The sequence below is a fragment of the Actinomadura terrae genome (genome assembly GCF_022751215.1).
Lineage (GTDB): Bacteria > Actinomycetota > Actinomycetes > Streptosporangiales > Streptosporangiaceae > Spirillospora > Spirillospora terrae.
The window spans coordinates 502,335-526,168 of sequence record NZ_JAICDG010000002.1 but is presented as its reverse complement, the minus strand read 5'-3'; the positions used below and the strand labels follow the sequence as shown (position 1 = coordinate 526,168).

The window sequence follows — 23,834 nt, the reverse complement described above, 5'->3', positions numbered from 1 at the left end:
CGAGCCCGTGTCTCGTCCGGTGAGGGCCTCGCGTGACGGCGACCTGGTTGCGGTAGGTCAATGTGGCGGCGGCAGCGGGACCCCTCCCGGGACCTCGGGCTACCCTTCGAATTAGCAAAGTGGTTTTCTCCACCCGGGCACCGAAGGATGGCGATGCTCGCCTGGGTCATTGTTATTGCGCTAATGCCCCGAGCCAAGCTCGCGGACAACGAACCGGTCGAGTTGCAGTTCACCCGCAACTGGGATCCGCCGACCGGAACACCCGTTGTGGACGCGCCGGGCGAGCCTTGAGTGCTCAACTACCACCACCGCTCGAACCTGACCTGGCAGGTGCCCTTCCCAGTGGCCTGCGACGTGCACAATCCGACCATGCCGCATCGCCGGGCACCGGTGAGCACATCGAAGGAGACGTAGACGCGCTGCCGAGCGGCAAGAAGCCTCTCGGCCGAGGTCGGGGGGCTTCTCGTGGGGGGCTAGAGATCGAGGGCACGATACGAGCGTGGTCGTACGGGTGAGGCGACGGTCGAACTGACCCGGGGGTTAACCTCATGGCCGGGGATGAGAGGGGCCTCCTAACGTCGTGCGGGTGGGCGGCATGGCGATCAAGTGGAGGATTCATGAGTTCGCTGACCGCGCACGACAGGGCGCCTTGGACGGTGACGGCAGCAATCGCAGGGACATTCGTCCTGCTCGCGGCCCATGTGTTCGCGCTGGTCTATCCGCCACACGTGCCTGCGGACTTATTCCACGTGGTGTGGGGGGCCGCCTTCTGCGGGCTGGCCATGCTACTCAGGAGCCCGCGAAACTGGGCTCGCGTGTGGCTGACCGCCCTTATCGCGGTCCAGTTCGTCGGCAAGGGCGTGGTGTTCGTCCTGGAGGACCTCACCGGAGTGCTCGTGCTGATCGCGGTCGGGTGGGCGGTGATGCTCGGAGTGCTGACCCTGCTATGGGTCCCGCCCTCCGGGCGCTTCTTCAGGGCGAGCGCCCGCGAAGCCACGTAGACCGCGCAGCCAGGGGCCCCAAGAAGCCCTCGGCCGAGGATCCGGGGGTAGGACTCCAGCGTGATCTGCTTGAGCTGGGCGGAGGCGCTGGGCCGGATCCACTCGTCGCGACGGCCCCGGATCGTGGTGGCCGAGCATGTCGTGTCGGCAATCGCCTCAGCGCGAGAGCATGTCGAAGACGATCCGGTCGCCGATCCGTGGCGGTGGCAGCGCGGGCACAGGCCCTTCCGGGGATCACAGAGCGTCCCCACCCCATGATCATTATGACCTGTGCCCGTTCTGCTGCCCAGGTCCCCGCCGCACCTATCCGCGCTCGCTCTGAATTCGAAGAGCCACGTTGCTTGATGCGGCACTAGCGGTAGTCCACGCGGGGACCGTGATTCTGTCGGGCTTTCTGGAATATGTCAGTCGCTCCCGTAGTAGTTGAAGGTGGAGTATTGGGCGGGCGCACAGCTGATGCTGAAGCTCTGCCAGTAGCCGGCCGCGCCCAGGACGGGGCCGCCGATCCGCCGTCCGTCGGTGCAGTTCAGGACCACCTGTAGGTGACCGGACTGCACGAAGCAGTTGAACTGGAGCACCTGGAATGGTGAACTGCCGAAGTAGCGGCAGTTGAAGACGGCGGCGATGTTGGCGCCGGCACGCTGGCTGCTCGTGGTTCCGGAGATGGAGGTGGCGGCCTGGTTCCGGGCGACTGTCGTGACCGTGCTGGTCAGTGCGGCGGATGCCGCTGTCGGAGCGGCGAAGAGAGCGGCACTGGCCGCTGCCAAGACGGCTAGCGGTTTGGCAATTGAGGACGCGTTGGACACATGTCCGAGAAGTGGTCGACGCATGAAATCTCCTCCAATTGGCGAGGCCATTTCCTTGGCACTGCGGCACAGTATGCCAGGGGCTCAGTCGCGGCAGCTATGTGACTTCGCGCGAAATCCGCCCACTCCGGCCAAGATCAATTTGTAACCAACGACTGGCCTGCGCGTCCATTAGTCCATTGTTGCAAATGGTGACCGTTTCAGGCCCGGCGTTGAGTTCTGTAACCCTTCTCGTAATGGGCTGGACGCGCGATGCGCTGACGGTCGGTCACGCTCCGAGGTCGTCCTGGGCCCCAGACCTGATTTGGCTCAAGATCGCTGATCTTGGGTAAGGTGCTGGCTGTTGAGCTGCGGTTTCGTCGTGTGAACGGCGAAAATCTGCGCACTAAGCGGCCGGTTCTAGGGGTCTGCCCATCGCTTCCCGGTTACGGCTTCAGCGACAAGCCGGCCGCGCCGGGGTGGGGGATCGAGTGGATATCCGACGCGTGGTGCGAGCTGATGGCCCGGCTCGGCTACCGGCGGTTCGGCGCCCAGGGCAGCGACTGGGGCACCAGCATCGCCACGAGCATCGGTCAACGGCAACCCGATCGGGTCGCCGGCATCCATCTCATGCCGCCGCTCGCACCGCCCGATCCGGCCACGTTGGACGACCTCACCGGTGCCGAGCGGGCGGCGCTCGCGACACTGCGGGAGGCGGACGAATGGGGCTCCGGATACTCGGCGCAGCAGTCGACCCGGCCGCAGACGGTCGGCTACGGGCTGGTCGACTCGCCGGCCGCCCTCTGCGCCTGGATCGTCGAGAAGTTCTGGTCGTGGACCGACTCCGGTGGCGACCTGCATCGGGTTATTACCCGGGATGAGCTGCTCGACAACCTGATGCTCTACTGGCTGCCCGGCACCGGTGCCTCATCCGCCCGGCTGTACTGGGAAAGCCTCCGGCAGGTCAACGAATAGATCTCCGGGTCGGCCGGCGCGCCGGTGACCCTACCCACCGGCTGTTCGGTCTTCCCCAAGGAGCTGCAGCGCCCGTCTCGGCGGTGGGCGGAGCGCCGGTTCCCGAACATCCGGTACTGGAACGAGCCCGGCAAGGGCGGCCACTTCGCGGCGTTCGAGCAGCCGGCGTTGTTCGTCGACGAGGTCCGGTCATTCTTCCGGCTGGTCCGCTGATGGTCACCCGTACTCGGTAAGCGGCTGGCTAAAGATCAACAAGTGCCCATCGGGTGTCCGTACGTTGAAGTCGCGCATCCCGTAGGGCCGGTCAGCCAGTGGCTCGACGATGTCGGCGCCGCGGGCGCGCAGCTCGTCGTGGCAGGAATCGACGTCGTCGAGGACAACCGTCACCCTGGCCGGGCCGACGCTGCTTTCGGCGTACAGGTGGAACTCGGCGGTGTCGCGGATCACGGCCGCGTAGCTAGGTGGGGTCTCCCAGGTGAATATGGTGTCGAATCCGAGCACGTCCGTGAAGTACGACCGCGCTGCCTGCACATCTCGGCACGGCAGCACGGGAACCGCCACCCGCATGACCATTGCGTCACCGTACCTGACTTTGGCTCAAGATCGCTGATCTTGGGTAGGGTGCTGGCTGTTGAGCTGCGGTTTCGTCGTGTGAACGGCGAAAGTCTGCGCACTAGGCGGCCGGTTCTAGGCTGTCTCTCGTGGCGTATGTGCGCACGGTGAAGACGGCGTCGGGGGCCAGGGCGGTGCAGATCGTGCACTCCTCGCGTCGCGGGTCGCGGGTGGCGGGACATCGAGCACATCGGCTCGGCGCATGACGATGCGGCGTTGGAGGCGCTCAAGGCGGTGGCGAGGCAGCGTCTGGCTGTGGGGCAGCCCGAGCTCGACTTTGGCCCGGACTTCGCGGCGTCGCAGGCCGGCAGTGGTGCTGGTGGTGGGCCGCTTGCGATCACGTCGTCGCGGATGGGGTACCTGTGGGACGCGCTCGGCCACGCCTACCAGCTGTTGGGGTTCGAGGAGGCCGCTGGTGGTGACGAGGTGTTCCGATTACTGGTGCTGGCACGGATCGTCGAGCCGACCAGCAAGCTGGACAGTCTGCGGGTGGTCGAGGAGGCAGGTTTCGACCCGCCGGCGTACGCGACCCTCAAGCGGCGTCTGCCCGCGTTCGCGAAAGAGTCCTGGCGGCAGAAGTTGGCCGCGGCGTGCGCCCGCACCGCTGATCTGGGGCCGGCGTCACTGGTTCTCTACGATGTGTCCACCTGTACTTCGAGACCGATGCCGGGGACGGGTTCCGTGAGCCCGGGTTCTCCAAAGAACGCCGCCTGGAGCCGCAGATCACGATCGGGCTGCTCACCGACGCAAGCGGGTTTCCGTTGATGGCTAACGCGTTCGAGGGCAACCGGGGCGAGACCACTACGATGCTGCCGACCATCCGTGCGTTCATGGATGCCCACCAGCTGGCTGATGTCACGGTCGTGGCCGACGCTGGCATGATCTCTGCGGCCAACCAGCAGGCCATCGAGGCCGCGGGGTTGTCGTTCATCATGTCTAAACACGACCTACGTGCGCGGCCGATCTACCACCACAAGCGCGAGTCGATCGACGCGCACCTGACGGTCGTGTTCGCCGCCCTGGCCGTCAGCAGGTGGATCGAGCAGACCACCGGCTGGTCGATCAAGAAGTTCGTGCGCACCACCCGCCGCTACCGCACCATCAACATCCAGGCCGGTGAGCACACCCTCACCGCCGTCGACCCGCTACCCGACGACCTCCGCGATGCCCTCACCCGCATCCACGACCGCGGTGCGCACTAATTTGAGCCAAGTCAGGTCCTGGGCCCCAGACAACAAGAAGCCCCTCGACCGAGGTCGAGGGGCTTCTTGTGGCGGCTAGAGGTCGAGGGCGCCGGACTTGATTTGGACGAGGAGGGTTGCCAGGGCCTGGCGGCCAACCGTGAGGTGGGGGGTGTGGGGAGTCTTGCTGTCGCGGATGCCGATCTTTCCGCGCAGGGAAGCGAGTTCGACGCACTCGCCGCTGGTGCCTCCGGTGGAACGGGTGGACTTGCGCCAGGTGGGGGACGAGTTCACGCTATCTGCTCCATGCTCTTCTTGATCAGGTCACGAGATGGGCCGACGGGGAGGGCCAGCATGCCGATCCGGTCGAACCGGATCACGAAGTCGTTCACCTCCTCCAGATGAGCGACCAGTCTCCCTGCGTTCGGGGCCTCGACGAATGCGAGTTCGCTTCCCCGGCTGGTGGTGATCAGGAAGGGGCCGTCCATTCCTTCGTAGGCCCCTGCCGTGGTTGGCACGACACGGATGCTTACGTTCGGCTGTTCGGACAGTTCCAGCAGTCTGGCGAGCTGCGCCTTGAAGGCATCCTTCCCGCCGACCGGCCACTCAAGCACGGTCTGAGCGATGATGGCCCACACTTCAAGAGGGTTGGGCCTGCTCAAGATCTCTTGTCGCGCCATGCGCCGCTCGAGGGACGCCTCCTTGTCCTTCGTCCGTCCTGCGGCCAGTAGTGCCCGGGCGTACTCGGGAGTCTGGAACAGTCCCGGGACGTACTGTCCGGCGAACATCCGCACTCTGTCGGCCGCGTGTTCGTAAGACAGGTACGAGTTGAACCAGTCGGGTGTTGCGGCGCGGACGGCGTAGTAGATCAGCAGCGTGAACAGTCCACCCGTCCTCCATGCCTCGTCGAGGCGCACGGCGTGCTTCCTCGACATGAGCTGAGCGCCGGTCTCGATACGGGAAATGGTCGATGGTGCACATCCCGCGATCTTGCCTGCCTCCGCACCCGTGAGCCCCTTCGATGTCCGAAGAAACCGCAGGTAGAAGCCTATGAGGCCCCACAGGGAGGAGCGTGGGTCCACCTCATCCGTCATGCTCATTTCGCCCGGTCACCCCCTTTGATCATTTCCATGGACTCCATGGAAGTGGCCTGATTAATGGACACGGTTGATGACGGATAGCACTCTAGCCACAGGTTCCGACAAAATCCATTGCGTACAAAACGGAAATAGTCGGGCCTAGGTATCGAATGGGACGGCGAAAGAAGTGTGCTGTCCGGTGAAATCGGAGCAGGCGAGGAAGAGGACCCATGGGCATGGACAGCCCTCACTCAGGAGATCGCGTCAGCACGATCCCCCACATCGATCCCAAGGACCCGCTGCCAGCGGCCTCGCCGCCCACAGGCAGGTGGGCGGAGCCCTATCAGCAAGCCGAGACGGAAATGTGGACGGTGCACCTTCGGCTTCCCGAATTGCTGGGCGACGATGTCCGCCTGGTGGACACTCTCACAGCTACTAACAGGGAAACTCTTGCTGCGCTTATGGCGCAGCAGGACGCGCTGGCCGCCAACGCTGGGTCGCGGGTGAGTGAAACGTGACCCCGCGGGTGGATGAGAGGGCATCGGTGATGGTGGCGGTGCGGCACAAGTTGGCCGCCACGCCGAGTGTGCTGCCGGACGTGCGGTGTCTGGTGCGGGCGGCGGCCTGCGCCTACAACATCGGGACCGAGACCACCGAGGACGCGGTGCTGGTGGCCGTGGAGTTGGTCAGCAACGCGATCCGGGCGACCAGGCGACCGATCACGTTGCGGATGTTCGTCTCCAAGGACGGCTTCCACATCGAGGTCCACGACTTCGCCAAGAACAAGCCCAAGAAGGGCGAGCCCGATCTGACGATGCCCACCGAGCCGGTGCCCGATGATGCGCCCGATCCGCATGGGTGGGGCATGACCATCGTGCAGGCCCTTTCCCGGCGCCACGGCGTGCGCAAAGAGCGCAGCGGCAAGACGGTGTGGGCGATTATGCGCATCACCTCCGTCCGGCGCCTCCCTCTTCCCTGAGCCCCTCCGGGCACACAACGGGGCCCCGCCAGTGTGCCCGGAGGTCCAACCCCCAAAGGAGACCCCCAATGCCAAAGAGAACAGCAGAGTTCGAAGCCCTTCTCACACCGGGCGAAGTCGCCAACATGTTCCGCGTGGACGCCAAGACCGTCACACGATGGGCGCAACAGGGAAAGATCCCCTTCGTCTGGACGCTCGGCGGGCACCGCCGCTACCCCGAGAAGAAGGTCCATGCGCTGCTCGCCCGGAGCACCACTCGGCGGAAGGCGTAGGCGCCCCTGGAGCCAGCCATGCGGACGAGCGGGCGTTATGTGCGGGGAGGGGGCAGGCAGTATGGTTACGGCGAGTAAGTGACGCCTTGGGTGGTTCGGGATGTGATCTACGTTAACCCGGCGGGGCGCGAGCGGATGCCATCGAAGGCTTCTTCGCAGGTCAGGGGCACCATCACGACAGCTGATAGGTAGCACCTATCGATCTCTTGGGATAGATCGATTTCTCTTTTCACGAGGGCTGCGGCACGCTGAGTGACATCAGCCGCCGGCCCCCGCCAGCGCCTGGCGGCCTCCCAACACCTTTTTCTGCCTCGGGTCCGAGGCAGTCATCCCGTAGACGAAGGAGCCTGCGTGCTTACTGTCGGTGACCAGTTCCCCGAGTACGAACTGACCGCCTGCGTCTCGCCGGACCCGGACAACGCGTTCGAAACGATCAACCACAAGACCTACGAGGGCAAGTGGCGCGTGGTGTTCTTCTGGCCGAAGGACTTCACGTTCATCTGTCCGACCGAGATCGCCGAGTTCGGACGGCTGAACGAGGACTTCGCCGACCGCGACGCCCAGGTGCTCGGCGCGTCCGTCGACAACGAGTTCGTCCACTTCGCGTGGCGCAAGGACCACCCTGACCTGCGCGAGCTGCCGTTCCCGATGCTCTCGGACCTGAACCGCGAGCTGGTCGAGGCGCTCGGCATCCTCACCGAGGACGGCGTGGCGCAGCGGGCGACGTTCATCGTCGACCCGAACAACGAGATCCAGTTCTCCATGGTGACCGCCGGTTCCGTCGGCCGGAACGTCACCGAGGTCCTGCGCGTCCTGGACGCGCTCCAGAGCGACGAGCTCTGCCCCTGCAACTGGAACAAGGGCGAGGACACCCTCGACGCCACGAAGCTGCTGGCCGGGGTCTGACCCTGCCGAACGGTACGGCCGGTCGCGCCCGTCGCGGCCGGCCGTTTCTGATCGAAAGGACGCATGATCATGAGCGTTGACGCGCTGAAGTCCGCCCTTCCCGGGTACGCCAAGGACACCAAGCTCAACCTGGGCTCGCTGACCTCCACCTCGCAGCTCACCGACCAGCAGCTCTGGGGGACGGTCCTGGCCTGTGCGTTCGCCACGCGCAGCCCCGTCGTCCTGCGGGAGCTGGCGGAGGACGCGGCCGACCACCTGTCGGCGGAGGCGTTCGAGGCGGCCAAGGGCGCCGCGTCGATCATGGCGATGAACAACGTCTACTACCGCGCCACGCACCTCATCGGCGACGACACCTACGCGACGCTGCCCGCCAAGCTGCGGATGTCGATCATCGGGAGGCCCGGGGTCGAGAAGCTCGACTTCGAGCTGTGGTGCCTGGCCGTGTCGGCGATCAACGGCTGCGGGCGGTGCCTGGAGTCGCACGAGAAGGTGCTGCGTGACGGCGGCCTCTCGCGCGAGCTGATCCAGGAGGCGCTGCGTCTGGCCGCGGTGGTCAACGCGACCGCCGCAACGCTGGACGCCGAGGCCGTGCTGGCCCCCGCCGGAGTGTGAGCGACGACGAAAGGGCCCGGACGCGCGACGCGTCCGGGCCCTTTCGTCATTCCCACTCGATGGTGCCCGGGGGCTTGGACGTGATGTCCACCGTGACCCGGTTGACCTCGCGGACCTCGTTGGTGATGCGGGTGGAGATCCGCTGGAGGACCTCGTAGGGGAGCCGCGCCCAGTCGGCGGTCATGGCGTCCTCGCTGGTCACCGGGCGCAGCACGATCGGGTGGCCGTAGGTGCGCAGGTCGCCCTGGACGCCGACGGACCGCACGTCCGCCAGCAGGACGACCGGGAACTGCCAGATCTCGCGGTCGAGCCCGGCGCGGGTCAGCTCCGCGCGGGCGATCGCGTCGGCGTCGCGCAGGATTTCGAGGCGTTCGCGGGTGACGGCACCGATGATGCGGATGCCGAGGCCGGGGCCGGGGAACGGCTGCCGCCACACGATCTCCGACGGCAGGCCGAGCTGCTCGCCGAGCGCGCGCACCTCGTCCTTGAACAGCGTGCGGAGCGGCTCGACCAGCGTGAACTGGAGGTCCTCGGGCAGACCCCCGACGTTGTGGTGCGACTTGATGTTGGACGTGCCGGTGCCGCCGCCCGACTCGACCACGTCCGGGTAGAGCGTGCCCTGGACGAGGAACCGGACCGGCTCGGACCCGCCCTCGACGATCTCCCGCGCCGCCTGCTCGAACACGCGGATGAACTCGCGACCGATGATCTTGCGCTTCTGCTCGGGGTCGCTGACGCCGTCGAGCGCGGTGAGGAAGCGCTCCTGCGCGTCCACGACGTGCAGGTTCACGCCGGTGGCGGCGACGAAGTCCTTCTCCACCTGCTCGGCCTCGCCCTTGCGCAGCAGCCCGTGGTCGACGAACACGCAGGTCAGCTGGTCGCCGATGGCCCGCTGGACGAGCGCTGCGGCGACCGCCGAGTCGACGCCGCCCGACAGCCCGCAGATCGCGCGGCCGGTGCCGACCTGCTCCCGGACGGCCTCGATCGACTCGTCCGCGATGTTCACCATCGTCCAGTTCGGACGGCATCCGGCGCCCTCGTACAGGAATCGCCGGAGAATCTCCATGCCGTGCTCGGTGTGCAGGACCTCGGGGTGGAACTGGACGCTGAAGAACCCGCGCTCGCGGTTCTCCATCCCGGCGACCGGGGTCACGTCGGTGCTGGCGGTGACCGTGAAGCCCTCGGGGGCGGCGCTGACGAAGTCGCGGTGCGACATCCACACGGCCTGCTCGTGCGGCAGCCCCGCGAACAGCATGCCCGGCGCGGTCACGGCGACGGTCGCGCCGCCGTACTCGGCGACGTCGGAGTTCTCGACCGTCCCGCCGAGGGCCCGCGCCATCACCTGATGGCCGTAGCAGATCCCGAACGTGGGGACGCCGAGGTCGAACAGGCCCTCGGGCGCGGCGGGGGCGCCCTCTTCGTACACCGACGCGGGGCCGCCGGACAGGATGATCGCCTTCGGCCGCTTGGCGAGCATCTCGGCGGCGGACATCGTGGACGGCACGATCTCGCTGAACACATGGCACTCGCGTACGCGCCGCGCGATGAGCTGCGCGTACTGCGCGCCGAAGTCGACGACGAGCACGGTGTCAAAGGACTGGTCTGCGGCCACCAACAACGCCTTTCGCACGGCCGGGAAGGACTCCCCAGTCTACGGGGGCCCTGCCTGCGCCGATGTCGCCGCCCCCGGCCCCCTTCGCCACTTAGAGAAACTGGCCGATAACGGTCAGCGATCGTTTACCTTGATCACACACGCAGCAGGACTTCACTCTGATACCTCTTGATAACGCCATGTGCACGACCGGCTCCCGTCCGCGTTCGAACGTCCCTTTCCAGGAGTGTCGTGAAGCTGCTCGCCGCCGCCCTGATCGCCGCCCTCATCCCCGCCGTCCCGTCCGTGCAGGCCGCCTCGGCGGGTCGGCCGGGCACGGCGACGGCGGCGGCCGGACGCATCGACTGCGCGTCCCCGCAGGCCCGGCTCCGGCCCGGCGCCCACGTCCGCGAGCGCAACGACCTGACACCGCGGCAGGCCGCCGCCACCGAACGCGGCCTCGACCGCATCCTCGGCCGGTTGGGTCTCGCCGGTCCCGGCGCCCCGACCTCCCCGCGCGCCGCCAAGCGCCTCGCCGCGCCGATCAGCGTGCCGGTGTACTTCCACGTCCTGCACGACGGGGCCAACGGAAACGTGTCCGACGCCGACGTCCGGCGGCAGATCGCCGTGCTGAACGACTCCTACGGCGGACGCAACGGGGGCGCGGGCACCGACGTCACGTTCAGGCTCCAGCAGACCGACCGCACCGACAACGCCCAGTGGTACGCCGACCCCGAGCGCTACGAGGGCACCTACAAGCCGCGGCTCCGCAAGGGCGGCAAGAACACCCTGAACCTCTACAGCGCCTACATCGGCGGCGACCTGCTCGGCTGGTCCACCTTCCCGTGGAAGTACACGTCCGAACCCAAGATGGACGGTGTCACCATCCACTACGCCAGCATGCCGGGCGGCTCGATCGAGCACTTCAACAAGGGGTTCAGCGCCACCCACGAGGTCGGCCACTGGCTCGGGCTCTACCACACCTTCCAGGACGGCTGCGGCGGCAAGGGCGACCGCGTCGCCGACACCCCCGCCGAGCGCGACCCCACCAACGGCTGCCCGTCCGGCAAGGACACCTGCCCCGCCCCGGGCGAGGACCCGATCCACAACTACATGGACTACAGCTACGACACCTGCATGACCTCCTTCACCGCAGGCCAGGCCACCCGCATCCACAAAGCCTGGGCCGCCTACCGCGCCTGACCACCCCACGACGCCCCGCTGAAGCCCGCCGCGTCCCACGCGCTCCGGCGCCCCGCCGACCGCGCAGCCGTCCGGCCCAGGCCCCGCTTGGCGCACGGCCGCTTGCCCGGTGCGCCGCCATCGCGCAGGGCACGGCCCTGACCAGCGCATGATTGCCGTGCCACAGCGGCCACCGTCCAACACGGGGCCAAGCCCGGCTTCGATGAAGGACGCACCCGGCACAGGCCGCGCTTGGCGCATAGCCCTGCGTTGCTCGCGCTCGGGCTTGGACGGCGCATAGCGGTCGTCCGGAGCGGGTGCTCGGGCGGGCTCGCCGCTGCGCGGGCAGTGGGTGCGGCGGGTGGTCTGTACGCGGAGCGAGCCGGGCTTTCAGCGGCGCCGAACGACGCCGCCGCTCGGCAGCGGGTGCGGCGAGTGGTTCGCAGGGGCGCGCCAGGTTCTCGGGGCTGCGGAGGGTCGCGGAGTCGCGCGGTCAATAGGTGCGGCGGGGGCGTAGGGGGGTGCGCCGGGTTCTCGGCGGCTGCGGACAGCCTCGCCGCTGCGCAATCAGTGGGTGCGCCGGTTGTCGGTAGGCGGAGCGCCGGGCTTTCAGCGGCGCCGGACGACGTGGCCGCTGCGCGAGCAGTGGGTGCGGCGGGTGGTTTGCAGGGCGCGCTGGGTTCTCGGGGTTGCGGACGGTTGCGGAGTCGCGGGGTCAGCGGGTGCGGTAGGCGGTTTGCAGGTGGGTTGCGGCGGGGGTGGGGAGGCGGCGGACGGCTTCGCGGAACGTTACGCCGGAGATCGTCGTGATGTGGTCGGTGACCCAGGTGGTCACCCAGGCCGGGTCGCGTTTGGAGTGTTCGCGGAGGACCCAGCCGAGGGCCTTGCGGATGAAGAACTCCTTTTCGCCGATCAGCGCGTCGCCGAAGCGGTCCAGGCGGTCCAGGTCGGGGTTGCCCGTTCGGATGCCGGGGAGCAGCGCCAGCATCGCCGTGCGCCGGATCCACATGTAGGGGTCGGCGACCCAGGCGTCCAGCACCGTGCCCAGGTCCGGGTGGCGGAGGACGAGGGCACCGACCACCTTCTCGGCCAGGTGGTCGACGTAGGCCCAGCTCACCGAATCGCGGATTAGCTGCTCTGCGACGGGCAGGTCGGCGGGGCCGAGGACGTTCACCCGTCGGGACAGCACCTCGATCGCCGCCATCCGCGCCTCGTGCACCGGGCGGCCCTCCTCGGTCACCGTCCACAGGCTGTGGACGAGTGCCAGCAGATCCTCCCGGGACGGGTCGCGGCGTACCGAGGAGTGGGCCACCTTGCGCAGGACCGGCACGGGCACGCCGATATGCGCGAGGTCGCTCTTGAGGTAGCGCCGCTCGCTCTCGGCGCGGGACGGGTCGCCCAGCGCGCGCAGCTCCACCAGGACGCGTGCCGCCTCCCCCTCCACGTCCATGGGCGTCACGCTACGCCCCGCCCCTGACAGTCCCGGACGGCCCCTCGCTACGGCGCCGAATTCGGCAATATATGTCCTGATTTGTCCAGGATTGCCAAAGACGTCGCAGTTGTTGGCCCCCAACCTGGTTCCAGCGAACAACTCCGCTCCCCCGCGCGCGTCCCCCACCGCGCCCGCTCCCTAGGAGTTTCATGAAACGCGCTGGAATCACCACCGCGATCGGCATGCTCGCCGCGTTCACCGCCTACGCGCCCGCCGCCGCTCCCGCCCTCAGCACCGCCGCCGCGTCCACCGGCACCGCCGCCGCGCGTACCGACTGCGCCCCGCAGAACATCCAGGCCAGGGTGCGCGCCGGGGTGCACGTCACCGAGCGCAACCAGCCCGGGGCCGCCAGGGTCGCGGCCATGGAGAAGGACTTCCGGAACCGGTTCGCCGCGTCCGGCAAGCCCGCGAAGGCCATCAACGTCAAGGTGCACTTCCAGATCGTCTACGGCAGCGCGGGCAACCTGTCGGACGCGACGGTCAAGCAGCAGATGGACGTGCTCAACAAGGCCTACGCGTCCAGCGGCGTGACGTTCACTCTCGTCGAGACCAAGCGGACGAACAACGCGACCTGGTTCGGCGACCCCGAGCGCAACGAGGCGGCGATGAAGAACGCCCTGCGGGCGGGCGGCGCGCAGGACCTCAACCTCTACACCGGCAACCTCGCCGGGGGCCTGCTCGGCTGGGCGACGTTCCCGGCCGACTACCGCTCCAAGCCCAAGCTGGACGGCGTCGTCATCCACTACCAGAGCGTGCCCGGGGGGACCCTCACGAACTACAACGAGGGCGACACCGCGACCCACGAAGTGGGGCACTGGCTGGGTTTGTACCACACGTTCCAGGGCGGATGTAATGGCGCGGGAGACGAGGTGGCGGACACCCCGGCCGAGCAGAGCCCCGCGCAGGGCTGCCCCACCAACCGCGACACCTGCACCGCGCCGGGCCTCGACCCCGTCCACAACTACATGGACTACGGGTACGACTCGTGCATGACGGAGTTCACGACCGGCCAGAACCAGCGCATGGCCGCGCAGTGGGCCGCCTACCGTCAATGATTCCGTGATCCCGGCTCGGAGCGGTCGCCGCTCTGGGCCGGGTTCGCCGGTTCGGGGCGGTCGCCGCTCTGGGCCGGGTTCGCCGGTTCGGGGCGGTCGCCGCCTTGGGCCGGGTTTCGGACGGGGATCGTGGTGAACAGCGCCGCCGGAGCGCTCGGAGGCACGACCGGGCTCCTCGGCGGGACGGCGGCGACGCGGCGGTAGCCGAAACCGAGCTCGGGACGCGGGTCGTCCTCGCCGTGGTTGGGCCAGAACGCCATCGCCCGCTCGGCCTGCGCGGTGATCGTCAGGGACGGGTTGACGCCGAGGTTCGCCGAGACGGCCGAGCCGTCCACGATGTGCAGGCCGGGATGTCCGTAGACGCGCTGGTAGGGGTCGATGACGCCGGACTCCGGGGAGTCGCCGATCACGCAGCCGCCGAGGAAGTGCGCGGTCATCGGGACGTCGAACAGGTCGCCCCAGGTGCCGCCCGCGATGCCGCCGATCTCCTCGCCGACCAGGCGGGTCGCCTCGTGGCCCTCGGGCAGCCAGGTCGGGTTCGGCTCGCCGTGCCCGGCGGACGCGCGGACGTCCCAGCCGAACGGGCCCCGGCGCGGCCAGAGCGTGATCGAGTTGTCGCGGGTCTGCATGACGAGCGCGATGACGGTCCGCTCCGACCAGTTCCGAACGTCCAGAAGCTGGAGGACGTCGCGGGGCCGCCGCGCCGCCGCGCGGGCGAACTTCAGCAGGCGGGGCGTGTGCGGTTCGCCGGGGCGGTCGCCGTCCACCAGCAGGGTCTGGAGGCCCGCGAGCAGGTTCGAGCCGCGCCCATAGCGGACGGGCTCGATGTGGGTGTCGGGCGTGGGATGGAACGATGACGTGATCGCCACACCGGTGGAGTAGTCGGGGCCGGGTCGCCCGCGCCGCCGTCCCGCGCCGAGGATCGCCTCGGAGTTCGTCCTGGTCAGCGCTCCAAGCCGGTCGGACAGGTCCGGCAGGACGCCGGTCGCCCGCAGCTTGTGCAGGAGCTTCTGCGTCCCGTAGGTCCCCGCGGCGAGGACGACCTGCCGCGCGGTCAGCGTCTTCCGGTGGCGGCCGAACGACCCCGTCCGGACGATGCCGACCTCGTATCCGCCACCGGCCAGCGGCGCGACGCGCGTGACGCGGCTCAGCGGCATCACCCGCGCACCCGCCTTCTCGGCGAGGTAGAGGTAGTTCTCGGTGAGCATGTTCTTGGCGCCGTGGCGGCAGCCGACCATGCATTCGCCGCATTCCATGCAGCCGCGGCGGCGCGGCCCGGCGCCGCCGAAATAGGGGTCGGCGCTCTCGATTCCCGGGCCGCGTCCGAAATGGACGCCGACCGGGGTCCGGACGAACGTGCCGCCCACGCCCATCCGGTCGGCGACCTTCCGCATGACCTCGTCCGCCGCCGTCACCGTCGGGTTCTGGACGACGCCGAGCATGCGTTTCGCCTGCTCGTAGAAGGGCGCCAGCTCCTCGCGCCAGTCGGTGATGTGCGCCCACTGCCGGTCCTTGAAGAACGGCTCCGGCGGCACGTACAGCGTGTTGGCGTAGTTGAGCGAGCCGCCGCCGACGCCCGCGCCCGCCAGCACCAGGACGCGGCTCGACCGCGCGCCCCGGATCAGGTGCATCCGCTGCATGCCCGTCAGGCCGAGCGCGGGCGCCCACAGGTAGCGCGCGATCCGCCAGTTCGTCTTCGGCAGCGCCGGGTAGCGGGCTCCGGGCGCTCCGTTCGGATTCGTGTCGAAGCGCCGGCCCGCCTCGATCACGCCGACCCGGTAGCCCTTCTCGGTGAGCCGCAGCGCGGCGACGCTGCCGCCGAACCCCGACCCGACGACGAGGACGTCGAAGTCATACCGCACGAGAGATCCCTATTTGATGCGAAGCCACTTCATGATCTTGACACCGCCGGCCATCAGATCGGCGAACTTCTCGTAACCGAGGCCGCCGAGGGGTTCGAGGTCCATCAGGTGCTGGCTCGCGACCGTCTGGACCTCGGTGAACCGGAGCATGCCCTCCGCGCCGTGCCTGCGTCCGACGCCCGACTGCTTCATGCCGCCCATCGGCGCGTCGTGGGACGCGTAGGCCGCGCCGTACCCGTCGTTGACGTTGACGGTGCCCGCCTGGAGCCTGGCCGCGACGCGGCGTCCGGCGGCGACGTTCCGCGTCCACACCGAGGCGTTCAGGCCGTAGGGAGTGTCGTTGGCGCGGTCGACGACCTCGTCCTCGTCGCGGTACCTGTAGACGGCGACGACCGGGCCGAACGTCTCGTCGGCGCACACCTCCATGTCGGTGGTGACGTCCGCGAGGACCGTCGGCTCGTAGAACAGCGGACCCACGTCCGGACGCGGCTTCCCGCCCGCGAGGACGGTCGCGCCCTCCTTGACGGCCTGCTCGACGTGCCGGGTCACGGCGTCCAGCTGGCGCGCGTGGGTCAGCGAGCCCATGTCGGCGTCGAAGTCGAGGCCGGTGCCGAGCCGCACGCCCTCGACCAGCTCCACCAGCCGCGGGACGAACCGGTCGTAGACGTCCTCGTGGACGTACAGCCGCTCGGTCGAGATGCACAGCTGCCCGGCGTTGGCGAAGCAGGCGCGGATGGCACCGCGCGCGGCGCGCTCCACGTCGGCGTCCGCCATCACGATCATCGGGTTCTTGCCGCCGAGCTCCAGCGAGTACCCGACCAGCCGGGGCGCGACCGTCTCCGCGATGGCCTTTCCGGCGCGCGTGGACCCGGTGAACGCCAGGTAGTCGGCGCCCTCCACCAGCGGATCTCCGATCTCGGACGGGTCGCCGACGACGATCTGCCACAGCCCGGGCGGCAACCCGAGGTCGACCAGCAGGTCCCGCACCCACAGGCTCGACAGGCACGTCTGCGTGTCGGGCTTGTGGACGACCGCGTTGCCTGCCATCAGCGCGGGGACGATGTCGCCGGGGCCGAGCGAGAACGGGTAGTTCCACGGCGAGACCAGCCCGACCACGCCCTTCGGATGCCGCAGCTCCTGGACGCGGGTGAGCCCCGGCATCATGCCCTGCCTGCGGCGCGGCCTCAGCAGCCGTCCGGCGCGGCGCGCGTAGTAGAGCGAGCACAGCGCCACGTCCAGGAACTCCTCCGTCGCGTGGCGGCGCGCCTTGCCGGTCTCCAGTTGCAGGACGTCGAGCAGCTCCGCGCGGCGCGCAACGAGCGCGTCCGTCAGCCGCAGGAAGGGCTTGACCCGCTCGCGGACGGGCAGCGCCGCCCACGCCCGCTGCGCCTCGCGCGCCCGCTCGTAGGCGCGGCGCACGTCGCCCGCGTCCGACAGCGGGACGGTCGCGAGCGGCTCGCCCGTGAAGGGGGTGTCGATCGTCGCCGTGGCGGCGCCGCTGGAGACGATGTGCGAGGTCAGCCGGGAGGTGAGGGCTTCGGGAAGGGTGCGCTCCCCCTGGGCGGGGGCCGTCGGGGATGCCATGGAGCCAGCGTATGGTCCCGGGCCGTCCGTCGCTACCCGTAAGTAACGAAGCGGTTGTACCGGGTATGCCGGACCTACCCCGATTTGGCCGTCACGGCCGTCGAAGCGGACCGTTCCAACTCGGCCCGACTTGCGCAACTCGTCAAATGACCATGTCCGGCCGGTGTATCCCGGAAAGCAGGAGGAGAAAACGGCGTCGCCCCCGGACGTTCGCTGCCGCCCGTCCCGGGACCGCGCCCGACCCCCGAAGGGATGTGCGCATGAACGACACCCACGGACCACCCGAGGGTGACGCAGGCGTCCGGGCCCCCCACCCGCCCGGGTCGCGCGGCGGCAGGCCCCCGGGCCCCGCCGTCCCGCCCGCCCGCCGGGACCGGCGCGAGCAGACCCGCGCGAAACTCCTCGCCGCCGCCGAACGCCTCTGGGCCGAACGCGGCATCCACGGAGCCTCGCTGGACGACATCGCGGCCGCGGCCGGACTCACCAAGGGCGCCGTCTACTCCAACTTCGCGGGCAAGACCGACCTGCTGCTCGCCCTGCTGGACCACTTCACCCACGAACGCGCCTACCACGGCCTCCTGGACGACCTCCAGCCCGGAGCCTCCGCGACACACGTGGAAGCAGCGAACGACACGGGGCCGCACGACTCCGCGTCCCCCATCGCGCCCGCGGAACGTCCGTCCCCTGCCATAGAGCCCGACCCCGCAGCCGGACGCGGCCCCGCCAGCGCGAGCAGGCCGCCGAGCGACCCCGGACGCCCAGGCCAACGCGGCCCCACGGGGGCAGCCGGACCCGCAAGCGAACACGGACCCGCAGGCATCGGCGGACGCGCGGGCGGACGCGGCCCCTCAGGCCAACGCGAACCTGCGGGCATGAGCGGCCCCGCAGGCGCACGTGGCCTCGCAAGTAAAGACAAACCCGCAGGTCAGCGCGGACCCGTGGGCGTAGGCGACCCCGCAGGCACACGTGGCCCCGGAACCGAACACGGACCCGCAGGCGCAAGCGGCCCCCCAGGCGCACGCGGACCCGGAGCCGAACACGGGCCCCCAGGTCAGCGCGGACCTGGGAGCGTCAGCGGGTCCGCGAGCGGACGCGGGCCTGCGGGCGAGCGCGGGGGCGCGGGTGAGCGCGGGGGCGTGGGCGAGTACGGGCCTGCGGGGGGCAGCGGGCCTGCGGGTGAAGACGGAGGCGCGGGCAGCGGCGGGCGCGTGGGCGAGCGTCGGCCGGCGGGCGTTAGCGGGCCTGCGGGCGTTAGCGGGCCTGCGGGGGAGCGCGGGAGTCTGGGCGGCGGTGGGCCCTCGGGCGGGCGCGGCGGGGCGGGCAGGGGCGCGGGTGGGCGCGGGGGGGTGGGTGTCAGCAGGCGCGCGGGTGAGGCTTTGGGCGCACGGGGGGACGGGGAGGACGTTCGGCGGGGTGGTCGGCGGGCGGGCGGGGCGGGGCAGGGTGTGGGCGATGCCGAGAGTGCGGCGTGGGCCGAGGCGGAGGAGCGGGCGCGGCGGGTCGCGTTGTTGATGGTCGAGTTCTGGCTGTACGGCATGCGCGACTACGCGGCGGGCTGGCGGATCGCCGACTGGTATGCCGAGCGGCGTGCTCGTCTGGCGCGCGACCTTCCCGAGGTGGACGGGGTTCCGGCCGACGACCGGGCCGCGCTGGCGTTGGCGATGGAGATCGGGTTGCCGTTCCAGCATCTTCTGGATCCCGAGCGCGTCCCCGCGCACCTGTACTCCGTGGGTTTGGAGATTCTCCGCGACCCGTGACCGTCGAGGGGTGCCTTCTGCCATTTCTGGAGCGAAACAACTACTATCCAGACATAGCGGCTAAAGGCCGATCCCTTCCACGGAGGCCTGTCTCGACGTGCCGGATCCTCCGCGCGAGCCCAGCAAACGCCGGACGAGGTGGGCTGAGGCCGCGGCGGCGAGCCCCTGGCCACGGATCGGGATCAAGGCGGTGGTGCTCGGCGGGCTCCTCGCGTTATACCGTCCGCTCAACCGGGGTCCGGCGCGCTGGTCGCCCAAGATCCCGCTGGACGAGCACATTCCGCTGGTCAAGCAGATGGTGGTCCCCTACGTCTCGGTGCTGGCGCTGGGGCCCCTCACGTTGGTGTTCCTGCTGGTCACCTCGGTAAGGCTGGCGCGCTCGATGCTGGTCTCGGGAATCCTGCTGCTGATCGTCGCCTACGGGTTCTACGTGTTCGCGCAGACGCATGTGGCGCGGCCCGAGGTGACCGGCGACGACGTGTTCGCCGGGCTGCTGCGCGCGGTGTACGGGGGCGACGGTGCCTACAACTGCTTCCCGAGCCTGCACACCGGATTCTCGGTGATCATCGCCGTGCACTGGCTGCGTTATGACCGGCGCGCGGGCGCGTTCGTCGCCGTGTGGTGCGCGCTGATCATCGCGTCCACGCTGCTCGTCCACCAGCACTACATCGCCGACATGCTCGCCGGGCTGGCCGTCGCGGCCCTCGCCTGCTGGACGGCGCTCCGGATCGCCGGGCCGCCTCAAGTATCGGGACGGGCCAGCTCGCTCTGAAGGAACACGTGCTGGAACTGGTACACCGGCCCCACCCTGCGCAGGACGCCGCGCCGGTGCGCCTCGTCCAGGAAGTCCATCAGCTTCCAGGGCGGCGGGGTCTCACCGCGGGGCCACAGCAGCATCGTGTAGATGAACAGGTGCACGGACGCGACCACGCCCGCCTTCCCCTTCGCCGACCTCAGCGCGAGCACCCACGGCAGCCCGTACAACAGCCCGCCGCACAACGCGCTGACCACGCCGAAGAGAACGCCCATCACCGGGTGCACCAGGAACCAGGCGACGCCGCCGCTGGTGAGCCCGTAGGCGAGGCCGAAGAACACCACGACGCGGCGGTCGCGGCGCAGCAGCATGCGGGGGCTGCCGATCCGCACGGTGGCGTCGGGCTGCGCGCCGCTGTAGGCCAGCCCGAGCGGGACGCCGACGACCGCTCCGACGACGATCGCGCCTCCGGCCCCGCCGAGCAGGAACCCCGTCACTCCCCCGCAGAGCGCGGCGAGCAGGCTGCCGAGCAGCATCGTCTGCCCCTTGCCCTGCCAGCCGAACTGCAACTCGGACGGGATCGGCAGGTTCCGCGCCGCCGGCACGGCCATCCCCACGCCGCCGACGGCCGCCGCCAGCCCGCCCGCCACCACACCCGTCAGCGGGCCCCATTTGAGCCAGGTCACCGACCCGAACGACAGGCCCGCCGTCGCGGCGGCGACCACCCCGCCGAGGAGCGCCGCCATCACCCGCTGGCGGCGGCCCGCCAGCTCGGGCAGCGTCCACCAGGCGATGTTGGGCAGCTCCCGCTCGTTCATCCCGACCGCGATGAACCGCAGCCAGCGGCCGACGTCGGCGCCGTGCCAGCCGTCGCGCCGGTCCTGCTCGGGAAGCTCGGGGAAAACGGCCGGAACGAGCCGCCGTAAGAGATGGTCGCGAATGGTTTCGGCGTCGGGAAATCGGTCCGTCCGCACCAGCTCGCCGGGACGGGTGTCCGGGGCCTTGTAGACCTCCCGGGCCAGCGCCACCATCAGCGGCGTGGACAGCGCGGCGGCGAGCTGTCCCTCCGGCTCGCCGCGCAGCGCCGTGAAGACCGGCTGCCAGCGGGAAAGGCCGTCCATCATCCCCGCGAGATAGTCGACGACCTTCTGCGGATTGAGGTCCTGGAGTTCGACCATCCGCGCGTCGCGGATCGGCGCGCGGTCGCGGGTGGCGTTGCGGAACTGCTCGGACCGGCAGGTGACGATCAGCCCCGGAAGCCGCACGAGGGCATCGTTGATCTGGTCGATGGGGTCGGGACGGCCGGGCACCGCGTTCCAGCTCAGCTCGTCGAGGCCGTCCAGGACAGGGAGGATCCTCCGCGTGCTCAGCAGCCGCTCGATCGTGTTAGGGGGGTATCTGCTGCGGTTGCGCAGGAACAGGAACTGCATTCCGAGTTCCTGTTCCAGCCATTTCATCAGACCCTGCTCGTGCGGCACCCAGTTCGCCAGCGACAGTTTGACGGGAACCGGGCCGCGCCCGTTCTCCGTGCGGCGCCGCACCAGATCGAGCGTGAGCAGAACGGCGAGCGACGTCTTCCCCGTGCCGGGCTCACCGGTGATGACCAGCCGCCTGGACCCGGACGCCTCGAACGCGTCCATCATCGTGCGGATGTCGACCACCACGTCCTCGTCGAAGCCGGTCAGCGTCCACCGGAACGGCACCAGGCCCGCGTGCAGGTCGAGCCGCCGCACGGCCGCCTCGCGGTGCCAGTCCTCGTCGACCAGCTCGGCGAGCTGCGCGGCGACGACGTCGAGGTCGTCCTCCGGCGCCATATCGGCCCTGGCCTGGAGGATCAGCCAGATCACCGCCACCACCGCGAGCAGGATCAGCGTCCACGGCCAGTTCCGCTGCCCCCACCCCTCGAACGGCTTGGACGCCACACCCGTCAGCACCCCGACGACGAGCGACAGCACCAGGGTCACGATCGCCAGGCGCGCCGACTCTCCCCTGCGTCGGCTCATCCGCGCCCACCGCCACGGCTCCCGCCGTCACCCACGCCACGCCCCCTCGGAGTCCTCGTCCGTCGCCGGCCGTGAAGCACCGTAAGCGCGGGGTCAGCCGCTGTCCATGCCTTCGGACACAGAGGTCAATTTCGGGCATGAATAAGAACTAAGAGACCCTCATCCCAACTTGTCCGCAAGTACCGCCCTGTTCATTGCGATGCCCTTGGCGTCAGGCGCTAGAGCGCCTTCCTTCGGCGGGCAACGCGGCGATCGCTGGCATCGCTCCGAACTCGCCTGGCGGCTCGCTGCGCGATCAGGTCCTCGCTTCGCTCGTACCTGCCTTCGGACGCGATCGCGGCGTCCGAGGGGGGATCGCCGCGGTGCCGTTGAAGGACGGAGCGCCAGCGACCGACGTCAGGGCGTGGCGGTAGGGACGATGTCCGGGGCGCCTAGGCGGCTGGCGGCGGCTTCCTGGTCGTCTTCCTGGGTCTGGGAGGCGCGCTCGGCCTCGACGCGCTTGCGGTAGTACTCGATCTCGCGGTCGCGCTGCTTCTTGGACCAGCCGAGGACGGGCGCGAGGAGGTCGGCGGCCTCCTGGACGACGCCGACGCCGCGGTCCCAGGTCTCGATCGAGATGCGGGTGCGGCGGGCGAGGACGTCGTTGAGGTGGCGGGCGCCCTCGTGGCTGGCGGCGTAGACGATCTCGGCGCGGAGGTAGTCGTCGGCGCCGCCGAGGGGCTTGCCGAGGTCGGGCTTGCCCGCGATGAGCGTGAGCAGGTCGTCCACCAGCGTGCCGTAGCGGCGCAGCAGGTGCTCGATGCGGGCGACGTGCAGGCCCGAGCGGGCGGCGAGGCGGTGCCGGGCGTTCCACATGGCCTGGAAGCCGTCGCCGCCGACGAGCGGGATGCGGTCGGTGCACGACTCGGCGACCTTGCCGTCCAGGCCGTGGGCGACGGCGTCGATGGCGTCCTTGGCCATGACGCGGTAGGTGGTGTACTTGCCGCCCGCGACCAGCACCAGCCCCGGGACGGGGTGGGCGACGACGTGCTCGCGGGACAGCTTGGACGTCTCCTCCGTCTCGCCCGTGAGCAGCGGGCGCAGGCCCGCGTAGACGCCCTCGACGTCGTCGTGGGTGAGCGGCGTGGTGAGGATGGCGTTGACGTGGTCGAGGACGTAGTCGATGTCGGCCTTGGACGCGGCCGGGTGCGCCCGGTCGAGGTCCCAGGCGGTGTCGGTGGTGCCGATGATCCAGTGCCGCCCCCACGGGATCACGAACAGCACCGACTTCTCGGTGCGCAACAGGATGCCGGTCGCGGAGTGGATGCGGTCCTTCGGCACGACCAGGTGGATGCCCTTGGACGCCTTCACGTGGATCTGGCCGCGGCCACCGACGAGTTCCTGGATGTCATCCGTCCACACGCCGGTGGCGTTCACGACCTGCTTCGCGCGGACCTCGGCCATCGTGTCGCTCTCCAGGTCGCGGACGCGCAGGCCCGTGACGCGCTCCCCCTCGCGCAGGAACCCGACGCACTGGGTCCTGGAGGCGATCTGCGCGCCGTACTCGGCGGCGGTGCGCAGCGCCATCATGACGTAGCGGGCGTCGTCGACCTGCGCGTCCCAGAGCTGGATCGCACCGGTGAAGGCGTCCTTGCGCAGGGACGGCGCGAGCCGCATCGCGCCGCGCCTGGTCAGGTGCCGGTGCGCCGGGACGCCCCGGGTGCTGCCCATCTGGAGCGACAGCACGTCGTACAGCGCGACGCCCGCGCCGACGTAGCCGCGCTCCCACACGTGGTGCGTCGTCGGCAGCAGGAACGGGACGGGACGGACGAGGTGCGGCGCGATCTGCTGGAGCAGCAGCCCCCGCTCGGTCAGCGCCTCCCGGACGAGGTCGAAGTTGTACTGCTCCAGGTAGCGCAGCCCCCCGTGGATCAGCTTCGACGACCGGGACGAGGTGCCCGAGGCGAAGTCGCGCGCCTCGACCACCGCCACCGACAGCCCGCGCGTGGCGGCGTCGAGCGCGGCGCCCGCCCCGACGATGCCGCCGCCGACGACCACGACGTCGAACTCCTCGCGGGCCATGCGGTCGAGCGCCGCCGCCCGCTCGGCCGGGCCGAGCCGTGAGCTGCCGAGCCCGGTCACCGGTGATCCCGTCATCGCGATTCCCCCCAGT

At 69.7% G+C, this 23,834-nt stretch carries 23 protein-coding genes and 3 pseudogenes; 15 read left to right on the top strand and 11 right to left on the bottom strand.

What is annotated here, in order from left to right; translation table 11 throughout:
* Positions 1-153: 153 nt before the first annotated feature.
* Together K2F47_RS12675 and K2F47_RS12670 are read left to right on the top strand one after the other, a co-directional pair.
* A complete protein-coding gene (locus K2F47_RS12675; RefSeq protein ID WP_242903042.1) occupies positions 154-291 on the top strand; it encodes a hypothetical protein in 138 nt (45 codons plus the stop codon).
* A gap of 326 nt (positions 292-617) precedes the next feature.
* The gene (locus tag K2F47_RS12670; RefSeq protein ID WP_242906025.1) at positions 618-1,001 is read left to right on the top strand and encodes a hypothetical protein; all 384 of its coding nucleotides are present in this window, start codon (positions 618-620) and stop codon (positions 999-1,001) included.
* A 32-nt stretch (positions 1,002-1,033) separates the two neighbouring features.
* Here K2F47_RS12670 and K2F47_RS41695 read toward each other — a convergent pair.
* Positions 1,034-1,232, bottom strand: a pseudogene (locus tag K2F47_RS41695) (IS5/IS1182 family transposase); the annotation flags it as partial.
* Between the two features lie 173 nt (positions 1,233-1,405).
* The gene (locus tag K2F47_RS12660) at positions 1,406-1,768 is read right to left on the bottom strand and encodes a hypothetical protein (protein WP_242903041.1); all 363 of its coding nucleotides are present in this window, start codon (positions 1,766-1,768) and stop codon (positions 1,406-1,408) included.
* Positions 1,769-2,140: 372 nt separating this feature from the next.
* Here K2F47_RS12660 and K2F47_RS12655 point away from each other — a divergent pair, with 372 nt between their 5' ends.
* Both K2F47_RS12655 and K2F47_RS12650 read left to right on the top strand, forming a co-directional pair.
* Complete coding sequence (locus K2F47_RS12655) at positions 2,141-2,761, top strand: alpha/beta fold hydrolase (protein ID WP_242905935.1); 621 nt, start codon at positions 2,141-2,143, stop codon at positions 2,759-2,761.
* Positions 2,762-2,785: 24 nt separating this feature from the next.
* Positions 2,786-2,974 carry an alpha/beta fold hydrolase gene (locus K2F47_RS12650; protein WP_242903040.1) on the top strand — a complete coding sequence of 63 codons (189 nt, stop codon included), beginning with the start codon at positions 2,786-2,788 and terminating at the stop codon, positions 2,972-2,974.
* Positions 2,975-2,977: 3 nt separating this feature from the next.
* On the opposite strand, the gene K2F47_RS12645 is transcribed toward K2F47_RS12650, so the two are convergent.
* Entirely contained in the window at positions 2,978-3,334 is a 357-nt protein-coding gene (locus tag K2F47_RS12645) for a bleomycin resistance protein (RefSeq protein ID WP_242903039.1), read from the bottom strand.
* A 128-nt stretch (positions 3,335-3,462) separates the two neighbouring features.
* On the opposite strand from K2F47_RS12645, the pseudogene K2F47_RS12640 reads away from it, so the two are divergent.
* Positions 3,463-4,575: pseudogene (locus K2F47_RS12640) on the top strand (IS1634 family transposase).
* A gap of 75 nt (positions 4,576-4,650) precedes the next feature.
* On the opposite strand, the gene K2F47_RS12635 reads toward K2F47_RS12640, so the two are convergent.
* Complete coding sequence (locus K2F47_RS12635) at positions 4,651-4,848, bottom strand: DUF397 domain-containing protein (protein ID WP_242903038.1); 198 nt, start codon at positions 4,846-4,848, stop codon at positions 4,651-4,653.
* On the bottom strand, positions 4,845-5,648 hold the full coding sequence (locus K2F47_RS12630; RefSeq protein WP_242903037.1) for a helix-turn-helix domain-containing protein: 804 nt from the start codon (positions 5,646-5,648) through the stop codon (positions 4,845-4,847). Before K2F47_RS12630 ends, K2F47_RS12635 begins: the two co-directional genes overlap by 4 nt.
* A 215-nt stretch (positions 5,649-5,863) precedes the next feature.
* Here K2F47_RS12630 and K2F47_RS12625 point away from each other — a divergent pair, with 215 nt between their 5' ends.
* From K2F47_RS12625 to ahpD, 5 genes are all read left to right on the top strand, one after another.
* Entirely contained in the window at positions 5,864-6,151 is a 288-nt protein-coding gene (locus K2F47_RS12625; protein ID WP_242903036.1) for a hypothetical protein, read from the top strand.
* Complete coding sequence (locus K2F47_RS12620) at positions 6,148-6,612, top strand: ATP-binding protein (protein WP_242903035.1); 465 nt, start codon at positions 6,148-6,150, stop codon at positions 6,610-6,612. Before K2F47_RS12625 ends, K2F47_RS12620 begins: the two co-directional genes overlap by 4 nt.
* A 68-nt stretch (positions 6,613-6,680) precedes the next feature.
* Complete coding sequence (locus tag K2F47_RS12615) at positions 6,681-6,884, top strand: BldC family transcriptional regulator (RefSeq protein ID WP_242903034.1); 204 nt, start codon at positions 6,681-6,683, stop codon at positions 6,882-6,884.
* 351 nt (positions 6,885-7,235) lie between these two features.
* Positions 7,236-7,790: a peroxiredoxin gene (locus K2F47_RS12610; protein WP_242903033.1), complete on the top strand. Its 555-nt coding sequence runs from the start codon at positions 7,236-7,238 to the stop codon at positions 7,788-7,790.
* 69 nt (positions 7,791-7,859) lie between these two features.
* Entirely contained in the window at positions 7,860-8,402 is a 543-nt protein-coding gene (gene ahpD, locus K2F47_RS12605; protein ID WP_242903032.1) for an alkylhydroperoxidase, AhpD family, read from the top strand.
* Positions 8,403-8,448: 46 nt separating this feature from the next.
* Here ahpD and guaA read toward each other — a convergent pair whose 3' ends face one another.
* On the bottom strand, positions 8,449-10,020 hold the full coding sequence (gene guaA, locus K2F47_RS12600; protein ID WP_242905926.1) for a glutamine-hydrolyzing GMP synthase: 1,572 nt from the start codon (positions 10,018-10,020) through the stop codon (positions 8,449-8,451).
* A gap of 225 nt (positions 10,021-10,245) precedes the next feature.
* On the opposite strand from guaA, the gene K2F47_RS12595 reads away from it, so the two are divergent.
* Complete coding sequence (locus tag K2F47_RS12595; protein ID WP_242903031.1) at positions 10,246-11,196, top strand: zinc metalloprotease; 951 nt, start codon at positions 10,246-10,248, stop codon at positions 11,194-11,196.
* Positions 11,197-11,890: 694 nt separating this feature from the next.
* Here K2F47_RS12595 and K2F47_RS12590 read toward each other — a convergent pair.
* The gene (locus K2F47_RS12590; protein WP_242903030.1) at positions 11,891-12,625 is read right to left on the bottom strand and encodes a DNA alkylation repair protein; all 735 of its coding nucleotides are present in this window, start codon (positions 12,623-12,625) and stop codon (positions 11,891-11,893) included.
* A gap of 191 nt (positions 12,626-12,816) precedes the next feature.
* Between K2F47_RS12590 and K2F47_RS12585 the strand changes: the two genes are divergently transcribed.
* Positions 12,817-13,722, top strand: coding sequence for a zinc metalloprotease (locus K2F47_RS12585; protein ID WP_242903029.1), 906 nt, complete (start codon positions 12,817-12,819; stop codon positions 13,720-13,722).
* Here K2F47_RS12585 and K2F47_RS12580 read toward each other — a convergent pair.
* Together K2F47_RS12580 and K2F47_RS12575 are read right to left on the bottom strand one after the other, a co-directional pair.
* Positions 13,716-15,584 (bottom strand): FAD-dependent oxidoreductase, encoded by a 1,869-nt coding sequence (locus tag K2F47_RS12580; RefSeq protein WP_242903028.1) that lies wholly within the window; start codon positions 15,582-15,584, stop codon positions 13,716-13,718. The two genes, K2F47_RS12585 and K2F47_RS12580, sit on opposite strands and share 7 nt — an antisense overlap.
* 9 nt (positions 15,585-15,593) lie before the next feature.
* Positions 15,594-17,168: a succinic semialdehyde dehydrogenase gene (locus K2F47_RS12575; protein ID WP_242903027.1), complete on the bottom strand. Its 1,575-nt coding sequence runs from the start codon at positions 17,166-17,168 to the stop codon at positions 15,594-15,596.
* Here K2F47_RS12575 and K2F47_RS41340 point away from each other — a divergent pair.
* From K2F47_RS41340 to K2F47_RS12560, 3 genes and pseudogenes are all read left to right on the top strand, one after another.
* Positions 17,162-17,647, top strand: a pseudogene (locus K2F47_RS41340) (TetR/AcrR family transcriptional regulator); the annotation flags it as partial. The gene K2F47_RS12575 and the pseudogene K2F47_RS41340 overlap by 7 nt on opposite strands.
* 966 nt (positions 17,648-18,613) lie before the next feature.
* Positions 18,614-18,925 carry a hypothetical protein gene (locus tag K2F47_RS41335; RefSeq protein ID WP_242906024.1) on the top strand — a complete coding sequence of 104 codons (312 nt, stop codon included), beginning with the start codon at positions 18,614-18,616 and terminating at the stop codon, positions 18,923-18,925.
* Positions 18,926-19,022: 97 nt separating this feature from the next.
* Entirely contained in the window at positions 19,023-19,697 is a 675-nt protein-coding gene (locus tag K2F47_RS12560) for a phosphatase PAP2 family protein (protein ID WP_242903026.1), read from the top strand.
* Here the strand turns inward: K2F47_RS12560 and K2F47_RS12555 are convergent.
* Both K2F47_RS12555 and glpD read right to left on the bottom strand, forming a co-directional pair.
* Positions 19,667-21,682, bottom strand: coding sequence for an NACHT domain-containing protein (locus tag K2F47_RS12555; RefSeq protein ID WP_242903025.1), 2,016 nt, complete (start codon positions 21,680-21,682; stop codon positions 19,667-19,669). The genes K2F47_RS12560 and K2F47_RS12555 overlap by 31 nt on opposite strands.
* A 396-nt stretch (positions 21,683-22,078) precedes the next feature.
* Complete coding sequence (gene glpD, locus K2F47_RS12550; protein ID WP_242903024.1) at positions 22,079-23,818, bottom strand: glycerol-3-phosphate dehydrogenase; 1,740 nt, start codon at positions 23,816-23,818, stop codon at positions 22,079-22,081.
* Positions 23,819-23,834: the final 16 nt, after the last annotated feature.